This window comes from Pseudomonas sp. TE21394 (genome assembly GCF_054057835.1).
On record NZ_JBSRZR010000001.1, the window covers coordinates 934084 to 945703 of the forward strand.

At 64.8% G+C, this 11620-nt stretch carries 9 protein-coding genes; 2 read left to right on the plus strand and 7 right to left on the minus strand.

The window, feature by feature from the left end; all coding sequences use genetic code 11:
* Positions 1 to 2 precede the first annotated feature (2 nt).
* The 7 genes from ACVWZT_RS04305 to mreB all read right to left on the minus strand — a co-directional run bounded on the left by ACVWZT_RS04305 (position 3) and on the right by mreB (position 9659).
* The gene (locus tag ACVWZT_RS04305; protein WP_296231118.1) at positions 3 to 854 is read right to left on the minus strand and encodes a carbon-nitrogen hydrolase family protein; all 852 of its coding nucleotides are present in this window, start codon (positions 852 to 854) and stop codon (positions 3 to 5) included.
* Complete coding sequence (locus tag ACVWZT_RS04310) at positions 851 to 4678, minus strand: YhdP family protein (protein WP_457468313.1); 3828 nt, start codon at positions 4676 to 4678, stop codon at positions 851 to 853. Before ACVWZT_RS04310 ends, ACVWZT_RS04305 begins: the two co-directional genes overlap by 4 nt.
* Before the next feature lie 88 nt (positions 4679 to 4766).
* The gene (gene rng / locus ACVWZT_RS04315; RefSeq protein ID WP_289133946.1) at positions 4767 to 6224 is read right to left on the minus strand and encodes a ribonuclease G; all 1458 of its coding nucleotides are present in this window, start codon (positions 6222 to 6224) and stop codon (positions 4767 to 4769) included.
* A gap of 54 nt (positions 6225 to 6278) precedes the next feature.
* A complete protein-coding gene (locus ACVWZT_RS04320; RefSeq protein ID WP_457468315.1) occupies positions 6279 to 6890 on the minus strand; it encodes a Maf family protein in 612 nt (203 codons plus the stop codon).
* Between the two features lie 31 nt (positions 6891 to 6921).
* Complete coding sequence (mreD, locus tag ACVWZT_RS04325; RefSeq protein ID WP_296231122.1) at positions 6922 to 7410, minus strand: rod shape-determining protein MreD; 489 nt, start codon at positions 7408 to 7410, stop codon at positions 6922 to 6924.
* Entirely contained in the window at positions 7410 to 8426 is a 1017-nt protein-coding gene (mreC, locus tag ACVWZT_RS04330) for a rod shape-determining protein MreC (protein WP_457472016.1), read from the minus strand. The genes mreD and mreC overlap by 1 nt, the downstream gene beginning before the upstream one ends.
* Positions 8427 to 8621: 195 nt before the next feature.
* Positions 8622 to 9659, minus strand: coding sequence for a rod shape-determining protein MreB (gene mreB, locus ACVWZT_RS04335; RefSeq protein WP_200139197.1), 1038 nt, complete (start codon positions 9657 to 9659; stop codon positions 8622 to 8624).
* 205 nt (positions 9660 to 9864) lie between these two features.
* Here mreB and gatC point away from each other — a divergent pair, with 205 nt between their 5' ends.
* Positions 9865 to 10152, plus strand: a complete 288-nt coding sequence (gatC, locus tag ACVWZT_RS04340) for an Asp-tRNA(Asn)/Glu-tRNA(Gln) amidotransferase subunit GatC (RefSeq protein ID WP_003255165.1) — start codon at positions 9865 to 9867, stop codon at positions 10150 to 10152.
* A gap of 15 nt (positions 10153 to 10167) precedes the next feature.
* A complete protein-coding gene (gatA, locus tag ACVWZT_RS04345; protein WP_296231670.1) occupies positions 10168 to 11619 on the plus strand; it encodes an Asp-tRNA(Asn)/Glu-tRNA(Gln) amidotransferase subunit GatA in 1452 nt (483 codons plus the stop codon).
* The last annotated feature ends 1 nt before the right edge of the window (position 11620 follow it).

Below are 11620 nucleotides of genomic sequence, written 5' to 3' on the forward strand. Positions count from 1 at the left end.
AGTCACTCCGAGGTGTACGCAGGCCGCAATGCGTCCTGCGAGAAGAAGCGCCGGTGCGACAGCACCGGCATGCGCGCCCGGATGGACGCTTGTTCGTCGATGTCGCGCTCGGCCAGCAAAACTGCTTCGCCTTGCGCCTGTTCCGCGACGATGCGCCCCCAGGGGTCGACGATCGCCGCATGGCCATGGGTTTCCCGTGGCCCCGGGTGGGCACCGCCCTGCGCTGCTGCCAGCAGGTAGCACTGGGTTTCGATGGCCCGGGCGCGCACCAGCACTTCCCAGTGCGCCGCCCCTGTTACCGCGGTAAAGGCAGCCGGTGCCGTGATCAGCTCGGCACCGGCGGCGCGCAGTGCACTGTAGAGTTCGGGAAAGCGCAGGTCGTAGCATACGCTCAGGCCCACTCGTCCCACCGGCGTATCGGCAACCACCACCTGGGTGCCATGGGCATAGTCATCGGACTCCCGATAGCGGCCTCGGTTGTCGGCGACGTCCACATCGAACAGGTGCAGCTTGTCATACCGGGCCGCCACCTCGCCATGTTCGTCGATCAGCAACGAACAGGCATGGGCCTTGGCCTCGGGCTGACCGACCGGTGGCAACGGCAAGGTACCGGCGACAATCCATAACCTGAGGTCGCGGGCGGTACGTTTCAACCATGGCAGGACAGGCCCTTCGCCCAACGCTTCGGCGCGGCCGATGGCAGCGGCATCCTTGCGCCCCATGGCGGCGAAGTTTTCCGGCAGCACGGCCAGGCGCGCGCCGCCGGATGCTGCCTGCTCCAGCAGGGCACCGGCGCGTTGCAGGTTGGCCAGCACATCGTCCTGGCTGACCATCTGGATGACCGCTGCCTTCATGGGGACTCCTGACGGGGTTTCTCGAACGGTTTCACAAATGTGATTCTAGGCTCTTTCCACGGCCCTTCGACACGGTAGTGCACGCTGGCAAAACGCGACACCCGGTCACCAATCAGCCGGTCGACCAGGAACAGCGCACCGCCAACCGCTGGCGCGCCGACGATCAGCGCCGCCAGGGGCAGGTTGTTGGTCACTGGCAGGCTCACTTGCAGGTTGGCATCGACCCGGTCGTTCACCATGTCCAGCGTGCCATCCAGTTCGAAATTGCTCGACGGGCCGGTCACCGTGATCGGCTCGCGGGTCACGTAGACACCATCGCTGGCGACCAGCAAGCCTTTCACCCGGTCGTAGGCCAAACCCTTGTCGAACAAGTCGGAGAAGTCCAGGCGCAGGCGTCGGCCGATCGAGTTGAAATTGAGCAGGCCGAACACCCGCAGCGCCTGTGCGCTGCCTTCGACCTCGACGAACTGGCCGGTGCGCAGCGCCGCGTCCATGCTGCCGGAGAAGCGCTTGAGGCCGACTGCTGCCGGCGAACCCGGCCAGCGGCCATCCACATCCAGGCGGAAGTCGCGGCTGGTCACTGTCGGAGCGAAGCCCCAGGCCTTGAGCACGTCGGCCAGGTTGTTGCCGTCCAGGCGCCCTTTGTACCAGCTGCCGGTGCTGCCCGGTTCGCCTTCCCAGGCGCCGCCGCCATTGATATGCAGACCCTTGAAGGACAGGTCGATATCGCTGGCGCTGACGCCACGCGCGGTTGGCCGCAACTTGAGTGAAGCGCTGCCGAACAGGTCATCACCGCGGTACAGCTTGTCGATGCTCAGGTCCAGCGCCGGGACCTTGCGCGGGTCGAACGCGGCCAACGGGTCCGGTCCTTCTTCGGCCTGCTGTTCGGCAGCGCTGGCAGCCGGCAGGCGCAAGGTCTGCATGCGTACCACCAGTGGCGCGCCCTTGGCATCCGGCAGCCGGGCATTTCCGATGACTTCCTTGCTGTCCAGCCGCAGGTCCCACGCCGGGCCGCTGCGCGCCAGGCGAACCACGGCCTGGTTAAGGTCCATGCCGAACGCCTTCAACTGGCCGATACTCAGGTCGACGCCCTGCAGATTCTGCCGCGCGCTGCCGCCCGGGTCGCCGCCAGCCAGGCGCGCGGCCCGTTCTTGCCAGGGCGCCAGGTCCAGCGTCTCCAGGCGACCACGCACACGCAGGCCCTGGCCACCCGGCAACTGCGCATCACCGGTGCCGAGCAGAAGCTCGCCGCGGCCCTGAGCCAGCTTGCCGGCCGGCGCAGCGTAGGCAAAGCGGGCAAGGTCGGCGTACGCGGCATCGAAACGCCGCTCCGGCCCCTGCAACGTCATGCTGAACCGGCTGTCACGCGTTTCAGCCGATGCCTTGCCGAACGGTGCTGGCAGGTCGATGGCGAGCCCTTTGAGGCTGGAGTTGACGCTAAGGCGGTTGTCCCGGCTACCCAGGCTTAGTTGCAACTGGTACGGCAGCTCGCCGGAGGCCGGCAAGGCCTGCTTGAACTGCAACCAGTCAGTCAGCGCCTTGAGCGACACCTGGCCATTGGCGTTGATGCGGGTCTGCATCTGCCCGGGCTGGCCTTCGGCGCTGATCTGCGCCGTCACCGGCCTGCCGAAGGCCTGCAGGCTGATGCCCTTGCCGCTCAGGCCCTTGTCGAAATCGAAGCTGAAATCGCCTTTCAGGCGGCTCAGTTCCAGGCTCGGCGGCGCAACTTTCAGCTGGGCATCATGGGTGGTGAAGTCCACCTTTACCTTCGGCCGCTGCCCATGGGCCAGGGGAATGTCGAGCTTGACCTTGCCTAGTAGGGGCCCCTCGCCTTCCCAGCCAGCGAAGATCTCGCCCGTGCCGATAGGTGCTTCCTTGAGGATCTTCAGGCCATCGCCGAGGCTGCCATCGAAGTCGCCATCAAGGTACAGGTGGCTGGGCTGGCCCGCCTCGACATGCGGGATATCGACGCTCACATCGCTGACCTTGGTATCGAGCAGTACCCCACGCCGGGCCTTGATGCGCACACCGCTGTCCTCGATCAGCACATCGCCATCCACGTGCTGCACCTGCGGCCAGCCGGGCTGGAAGTCCAGCGCTGCATCCCGCACCTTGAAGAACAGGCTGATGCTGCGCGCTTCCGGCGCGGCCCCATGGTTCAGCGAACCCTGGTACTGGAAGTAGCCTTCGTCCACCGTGCCTTTGACGATTGCACTGCGCAACCATTCGTCGAGCGCCGGGCTGAGTACCTCGGGCAAGTACTTGGCGGTGTAGCGGCCATCACCTTCGGTCAGGCCGACGCGCAGGTCCATGTAGTCCTCGCGCCCCTCTTCGAACAGCAGGCGGATCAGGAAGTCACCGGCGATCTTGCCTTCCTCGCCCAGCACCTTGAGGTAAGGCGCGACCAGGGTGAAACCTTGCTGGTCGAGGGTCCAGGTCAGGCGTGCATTGGCCTTCTGGTAGTGCCAGGGTTTGGCGAATATCGGGTACAGATGCAGCATGAACGCATCGGTGTCCAGGCGCAGCTCACCGTGGCCCAGATCACCGCTGATGCTGCCGCTGACATTACCGGCAGCCGGGGCATTGTGATAGGCGTCGAAGCCGACCCTGTCCAGGTTGGCTTCAAACTGCAGACGCTGGTCTCCCTCGGCCCTGGGCCGAGCCTCCAGGCGCACATTGCGCAGCGCGCCGGTCACCTTGAGCCCATCGACTACAGCCATGACCTTGTCCGGCAACGGCGCCAGGGCATCGATCAACGGGGTCAGCGGCGTGAGGTCGAGGCGGTCGGCCTGTAACCGCCAGCTTTCCTCGGCAGGGTTGTCGCCAGGACGTTGCTGCAATTGCAGGTGCGATTCCCAGCGGGTCTTGCCAATATCCATGGCCAGCGAGTCGAACACCATGTCGAAGCCGTGCTCGCGACGCTGGAACCAGGCCCCCAGGGCCAGGTTGTTCAGCTTGGCCGCCTGGCGCCCGGCATAAGCGCCCTGCAGCGCCGGGGCATTCAGGCGCACCACGGCCTGTTGCAACTGCCCTTTTTGCCAGTCGACCCAGAACTCGCCCCCCGCCCGCAAGGCGTCGGCACGCCACTGGCCCAGCAGCTGTGGCGGCAACCAGCGCGCCCAATCGCTCTGCGGCAAGCTGAGGTAGGCTTCGATCTGGCCGTCGCGCCAGGTACTGGCCGAAGCGCGGCTGCGCAGGTTCAGCGCCATGGGTTGGCCATCGGGCAAGGTCGCGCGCAGGTCCAGGGCCTGGCGCGAAGCACCGGCTTGCAGGCCGGCGCTGACATAGGTGAGGGTCAGAGGGTCACGCTGCCACGGGTGCAGGGTGACCTGGCTGTCGAACACATCGATGCGGCCGAGCTGGCGCAGGCGCTGCAACAGCTCGGCGGGGTCGAGTGGCGCATCGTCCTTCTTCGGCAGGCCTTCGAGGGCCCATTGGCCTTGCTCGTTCTCGCGCAGGATCAACTGCAGGCCGCCCAGCTGTATGCGTGCCAGGCGCACCTCACGTGCGGTTAGGCTGGCCCAGATGTCAGGGACGACCTTGACATCGTCCAGGCGCAGGGCCGTACCGCCCTCGCCCAGTTGCAGGTCGCGCACCCGCAACACCGGCGCCAGCCCGCTCCAATGGCCTTCCAGGCCACCCACGTGCACTGGCAGGCCCAGGGCCTGTTCAGCCTTGCTTTCCACATCGGCACGGTACTCGGCCACCAATGGCACCAGCTCGCGGCCAAGGCTGACATACAGCGCCACCAATACTGCCAGCAGGGCGCAGATGCCTAGCCCCCAGCGGGTCAAGGCGACCAGAACGCGGTTCAGACGTCCCATGGCCAATGCCCTCCAGGTCGTTTAGCGATGATTGCCGGTCGTACCGGTTGGGCCACGCGGGCCCACCCGCGGCGCATTTCAGAAGGACTCAGAGAAGCACCACGTCGTATTGTTCCTGCGAATACATCGACTCGACCTGGAAGCGAATGGTTCGACCGATGAATGCCTCCAGCTCGGCCACGTTGCCGGACTCTTCATCCAGCAGCCGGTCGACCACCTTCTGGTTGGCCAGCACGCGGTAGCCTTCGGCCTGGTAGGCCCGGGCCTCACGCAGGATCTCGCGGAAAATCTCGTAGCAGATGGTTTCCGGGGTTTTCAGCTTGCCGCGGCCCTGGCAAGCCAGGCAGGGCTCGCACAGCACCTGCTCGAGGCTTTCGCGGGTGCGCTTGCGGGTCATCTGCACCAGGCCCAGCTCGGTGATGCCGATGATGTTGGTCTTGGCATGATCGCGCTCCAGCTGTTTTTCCAGGGTGCGCAACACCTGGCGCTGATGCTCCTCGTCTTCCATGTCGATGAAGTCGATGATGATGATGCCGCCGATGTTGCGCAGGCGCAGCTGCCGGGCGATGGCGGTGGCGGCCTCGAGATTGGTCTTGAAGATGGTCTCTTCAAGGTTGCGATGGCCAACGAAAGCACCGGTGTTGACGTCGATGGTTGTCATCGCTTCGGCCGGATCGACCACCAGATAGCCACCGGACTTGAGTGGCACCTTGCGCTCCAGGGCGCGCTGGATTTCGTCCTCGACACCGTACAGGTCGAAGATCGGGCGTTCGCCCGGGTAGTGCTCGAGGCGATCGGCGATTTCCGGCATCAGCTCGCCAACGAACTGCGTGGTCTTCTGGAACGTTTCCCGCGAGTCGATGCGAATCTTCTCGATCTTCGGGTTGACCAGGTCGCGCAGGGTACGCAGGGCCAGGCCCAGGTCTTCGTAGATGACCGTGGGCGCACCGCAGGTCTTGATCTGCGTGCCGATCTGCTCCCACAGGCGGCGCAGGTAACGGATGTCCTGCAGGATTTCTTCAGCGCGCGCCCCTTCGGCAGCGGTGCGCAGGATGAAGCCACCGGCGTCCTTGATGTTTTCGCTGTCCATGCAGTCGCTGACCACCTGCTTGAGGCGTTCGCGCTCGGTTTCGTCTTCGATCTTCAAGGAGATGCCGACATGGCTGCTGCGCGGCATGTATACCAGGTAGCGCGACGGGATCGACAGCTGGGTGGTAAGCCGCGCGCCCTTGGTACCGATCGGATCCTTGGTCACCTGTACCACGAGGGCCTGGCCTTCGTGCACCAGGGCGGTGATGTTCTCTACCGCCGAGCCTTCGCGCTGGGAGATTTCCGAGGCGTGGATGAACGCGGCACGTTCCAGGCCGATGTCGACGAAAGCCGCCTGCATGCCTGGCAGCACGCGCACGACCTTGCCTTTGTAGATATTGCCGACGATGCCCCGGCGCTGGGTACGCTCGACGTGTACTTCCTGCAGCACCCCGTTTTCCACCACCGCCACGCGTGACTCCATCGGGGTGATGTTGATCAGGATCTCTTCACTCATGGCAGGCTCTCGTCAAAGGTCTTTTGTAATGATGGACGGCGTATGCAGTGCTGGCTACCGCTGGTTTGTTACCTCAGGCGAATGCGCGAGGGATTGCCAGCAAGCGATACCGAATTGGCCAAGCAAGTCAGCCGTCTCACTGAGGGGCAAGCCGACCACCGCCGAATAACTGCCCGAAAGGCCGGTGACGAATACCGCGCCCAGGCCCTGGATGGCATAGCCACCGGCCTTGTCCGCCGGCTCGCCGCTGGCCCAGTAGCGTTGCGCTTCATCGGCGCTGATCGCGCGGAAACGCACCGTGCTGGTAACGCACACGCTGTGCATGCGCCGGCCATCGCCAAGGGCGACTGCAGTCAGTACCTGGTGTTCGCGGCCCGACAGGCCGGCCAGCATGGCCAAGGCCTGTTCGCGATTTTCAGGCTTGCCGAGGATGCGACCATCGAGCACCACGGCGGTATCGGCCCCCAGCACCACGCCCGGGCCTGCGATGCTGGCCAGGCCGGCGGCAGCCTTGGCCCTGGCCAGGCGCTCGACATAGGCCGGGGCGCCCTCGGCGGCTAGCGGGGTTTCATCGATGGGGGCACTGACGACGCTGAACGGCACGCCGATCTGGGTCAGCAGTTCACGACGACGGGGCGAGCCGGAGGCCAGGAATAGCGGGGTCATGCAGACATCTCCCTGTCAGGCGTGGCAGCCGTCAGTTGATATGCAGGCGTCGGCGCAGGTCGCGCAAGGCGAAGCTGATCCACGGCCAGAGCAAGGCACTGATCACCGCCGACCAGACCAGCGCCAGGGTCGGCAGGCGATTGCCGGTCAACGCACTGAGCCACAGCTGGATCAACTGGGCAATGCCAAAGATCACCAGGATCACCAGGCTCTGTTGCCACATGGGGAACATGCGCAGGCGCTGCTGCAAAGACAGCACCAGGAAGGTAATGAGGGTGAGGATCAGCGCGTTCTGCCCAAGCAGGGTGCCATACAGCACGTCCTCGGCCAGGCCAAGTACGAACGCCGTGGTCATGCCGACCTTGCCAGGCACGGCGAGGGTCCAGAACGACACCAGCAAGGCCAGCCACATGGGCCGGAACACTTCCATGAACTGCGGCATGGGCGAGACGCTGAGCAGCAGGCCGATGGCGAACGTCAGCCAGATGACCCAGCCGTGGTTGCGGCGCGATACAGCCATCATTGCCTCCGGGTATGAGCAGGTGCGACAGTCGGCGTGGCGGGTGCGGCCACCGGGGCTGCAGGCGGCGCTGTCGGAGTTACCGGGGCCGCTGGCGTGGCCGGCGCGCCAGCGGCTGGTGCCCCTTGGCCGCTTGCCGGTGCCGGCTGGCCAGAAGCCGAGGCGCCCTTGCGGTCAGCTTCTTCCTGGGCAATGGCAGCATCGGTGGCACGCTGCTCCGGGCTCCGTCGGTCACTGAATACCAATAGCATGTAGCGGCTGCGGTTGAGCGCGGCCGTGGGGATGGCGCGCACGATGGCAAACGGCTGGCCGGAATCGTGGATCACTTCATTGACCGTGGCGACCGGGTAGCCGGCCGGGAAACGTTGGCCCATGCCGGAACTGACCAACAGGTCGCCTTCCTTGATATCGGCGGTGTCGGCCACATGACGCAACTCCAGGCGCTCCGGGTTACCGGTGCCGCTGGCAATCGCGCGCAGGCCGTTGCGGTTGACCTGCACCGGGATACTGTGGGTGGTATCGGTCAGCAACAGCACCCGCGAAGTGTAGGGCATCAACTCGACCACCTGGCCCATCAGGCCGCGCGCATCGAGCACCGGCTGGCCAAGGAACACGCCATCACGCTCGCCCTTGTTGATCAGGATGCGGTGGGTGAAGGGGTTGGGGTCGACCCCGATCAGCTCGGCCACTTCGACCTTTTCGTTGACCAGCGCCGACGAGTTGAGCAGCTCGCGCAAGCGCACGTTCTGCTCGGTCAGGGCCGCCAGCTTCTGCAGGCGCCCCTGCAGCAGCAGGGCTTCGGTCTTGAGCTTTTCGTTTTCCGCGATCAGTTCGGTGCGGCTGCCGAACTGGCCGGCCACACCTTGCCAGGCACGCTGCGGCAGGTCGGTGATCCAGTACGATTCCATGAGTACCAGACCCATCTGGCTGCGTACCGGCTTGAGCACGTCGAAGCGCGCGTCGACAACCATCAGCGCGACCGAAAGCACCACCAGGACGAGCAGGCGAACACCCAGCGAAGGGCCCTTGGAGAAAAGCGGTTTAATGGGCCGTTCCTCGTGGACGACTCAGGAGGTCATTGGACATGGGACAACGCACCAGCCTGGTTGCGGGTTGATGGATACGGCGCCCCCCAGGGCGCCAGCCCAGCACATACAGGTAGCACTGCGCGTGCTACCTGTAAACCGGGCGCTCGTGAACAGCGAGCGGAATCACTCGCTGGAGAGCAAGTCCATCGCGTGCTTGTCCATCATTTCCAGGGCGCGACCGCCGCCACGGGCAACACAGGTCAGCGGATCCTCGGCGACGATTACCGGCAGGCCGGTTTCCTGGGCCAGCAGTTTGTCCAGGTCACGCAGCAGTGCGCCGCCACCGGTCAGCACCAGGCCACGCTCGGCGATGTCCGAGGCCAGCTCCGGCGGCGATTGCTCCAGGGCGCTCTTGACCGCCTGGACGATGGTCGCCAGCGATTCCTGCAGCGCTTCGAGCACTTCGCTGGAATTCAGGGTAAAGGCACGCGGGACGCCTTCGGCCAGGTTGCGGCCACGGACATCGACCTCGCGCACTTCGCCGCCCGGGTAGGCGGTACCGATTTCCTGCTTGATGCGCTCGGCGGTGGATTCGCCGATCAGGCTGCCGTAGTTGCGGCGCACATAGGTGACGATGGCTTCGTCGAAGCGGTCGCCGCCAACGCGGACGGATTCGGCATAGACCACGCCGTTCAGCGAGATCAGCGCGATTTCGGTGGTACCGCCACCGATGTCGACGACCATCGAACCGCGCGCTTCTTCAACCGGCAGCCCGGCACCGATGGCGGCGGCCATCGGTTCTTCGATCAGGAACACTTCACGCGCACCGGCACCCAGGGCCGACTCGCGAATGGCGCGGCGCTCTACCTGGGTCGACTTGCACGGCACACAGATCAGCACGCGCGGGCTCGGCTGCAGGAAGCTGTTCTCGTGAACCTTGTTGATGAAATACTGCAACATTTTTTCACAAACGCTGAAGTCGGCGATGACGCCATCCTTCATCGGACGAATGGCAGCAATGTTGCCAGGCGTACGGCCCAGCATGCGCTTGGCTTCGGTACCGACGGCGACGACGCTTTTCTGGTTGCCATGGGTACGGATGGCAACAACCGAGGGCTCATTCAGGACGATACCGCGCTCACGCACGTAAATAAGGGTGTTGGCAGTACCCAGGTCGATGGACAGATCGCTGGAAAACATGCCACGCAGTTTCTTGAACATGGGAAAGTGACCCTGGGGAAAGCGTGGGTAAAAAAGTGCGGCAAACTCTAACAATGGCAGGGATTTTGGGCAAGGAGCCAATATGTTAAATTGGCTGTTTTTCCGAGCAAGCCAGCAGATGATCGCGGCCGATAGACCGTCAGAAAGCTGACATGTTCCTCACTGCGGACCCAAATTCCGTTCTTTGTTTCCCCTGGAGATCCCCATGGCGCTTGAACGCTGCGACGTGGAAAAGATCGCCCATCTGGCCCGTCTGGGGCTAAATGATGGCGAACTGCCACGAATTACCGACGCCCTCAACAGCATTCTCGGGCTGGTCGACCAGATGCAAGCGGTCGATACCACAGGTATCGAGCCCCTCGCCCACCCCCTGGAGGCCAGCCAGCGCCTGCGCCCCGACCAGGTCACCGAGAGCAACCAGCGCGACGCCTACCAGGCCATCGCGCCATCGACCGAGAGCGGTCTGTACCTGGTACCCAAAGTCATCGAGTAAGGGATAGAGCCTGCCATGCATCAACTGACCCTGGCCGAGATCGCCCGCGGACTCGCCGACAAGTCGTTTTCCTCCGAAGAGCTGACCGGCGCCCTGCTGGCGCGCATCAAGCAGCTCGACCCACAGATCAACAGCTTCATCAGCGTCACCGAAGACCTGGCCCTGGGCCAGGCGCGTGCTGCCGACGCCCGTCGCGCCGCCGGCGACACCGGTGCGCTGCTGGGTGCCCCGATCGCCCACAAGGACCTGTTCTGCACCAACGGCGTACGCACCAGCTGCGGCTCGAAGATGCTCGACAACTTCAAGGCACCGTATGATGCCACCGTGGTCGCCAAGCTGGCCGAAGCCGGCATGGTTACCCTGGGCAAGACCAACATGGACGAGTTCGCCATGGGTTCGGCCAACGAGTCCAGCCACTACGGCGCGGTGAAGAACCCGTGGAACCTCGAGCACGTCCCCGGCGGCTCGTCGGGCGGTTCGGCCGCAGCCGTGGCCGCGCGCCTGCTGCCAGCCACTACCGGCACCGACACCGGCGGTTCGATCCGCCAGCCGGCGGCGCTGACCAACCTTACCGGCCTCAAGCCAACCTACGGTCGCGTATCGCGCTGGGGCATGATCGCCTACGCCTCCAGCCTCGACCAGGGCGGCCCGCTGGCACGCACCGCCGAAGACTGCGCCCTGCTGTTGCAAGGCATGGCCGGCTTCGATGCCAAGGATTCCACCAGCATCGAGGAGCCGGTGCCGGACTACAGCGCCAGCCTCAACGCCTCGCTGCAGGGCCTGCGCATCGGCCTGCCGAAGGAGTACTTCGGTGCCGGCCTCGACCCGCGCATCGCCGATCTGGTCCAGGCCAGCGTCAAGGAACTGGAAAAGCTCGGCGCGGTGGTCAGGGAAATCAGCCTGCCGAACATGCAGCACGCCATTCCGGCCTACTACGTGATCGCCCCGGCTGAAGCCTCGTCCAACCTGTCGCGTTTCGACGGCGTGCGCTTCGGTTACCGCTGCGAAAACCCGAAAGACCTGACCGACCTGTACAAGCGCTCCCGGGGCGAAGGCTTCGGTATGGAAGTGCAGCGCCGCATCATGGTCGGTACCTATGCCCTGTCGGCTGGCTACTACGACGCCTATTACGTGAAAGCGCAGCAGATCCGCCGCCTGATCAAGAACGACTTCATGGCCGCATTCAACGACGTCGACCTGATCCTCGGCCCGACCACGCCAAACCCGGCCTGGAAGCTCGGCGCCAAGGGCAGCGACCCGGTCGCCGCCTACCTGGAAGACGTCTACACCATCACCGCCAACCTGGCAGGCCTGCCGGGCCTGTCGATGCCAGCCGGCTTCGTCGATGGCCTGCCGGTCGGCGTGCAACTGCTGGCGCCGTACTTCCAGGAAGGCCGCCTGCTCAATGTCGCGCACCGCTACCAGCAAGTGACCGACTGGCACACCCGCGCCCCCAACGGCTTCTGAG

Bases quoted from the DNA above. Each gene is read 5' to 3' on its own strand.
- ACVWZT_RS04305 (WP_296231118.1), bottom strand. From the start codon at position 854: ATGAAGGCAGCGGTCATCCAGATGGTCAGCCAGGACGATGTGCTGGCC.
- ACVWZT_RS04310 (WP_457468313.1), bottom strand. From the start codon at position 4,678: ATGGGACGTCTGAACCGCGTTCTGGTCGCCTTGACCCGCTGGGGGCTA.
- rng (WP_289133946.1), bottom strand. From the start codon at position 6,224: ATGAGTGAAGAGATCCTGATCAACATCACCCCGATGGAGTCACGCGTG.
- ACVWZT_RS04320 (WP_457468315.1), bottom strand. From the start codon at position 6,890: ATGACCCCGCTATTCCTGGCCTCCGGCTCGCCCCGTCGTCGTGAACTG.
- mreD (WP_296231122.1), bottom strand. From the start codon at position 7,410: ATGGCTGTATCGCGCCGCAACCACGGCTGGGTCATCTGGCTGACGTTC.
- mreB (WP_200139197.1), bottom strand. From the start codon at position 9,659: ATGTTCAAGAAACTGCGTGGCATGTTTTCCAGCGATCTGTCCATCGAC.
- gatC (WP_003255165.1), top strand. From the start codon at position 9,865: ATGGCGCTTGAACGCTGCGACGTGGAAAAGATCGCCCATCTGGCCCGT.
- gatA (WP_296231670.1), top strand. From the start codon at position 10,168: ATGCATCAACTGACCCTGGCCGAGATCGCCCGCGGACTCGCCGACAAG.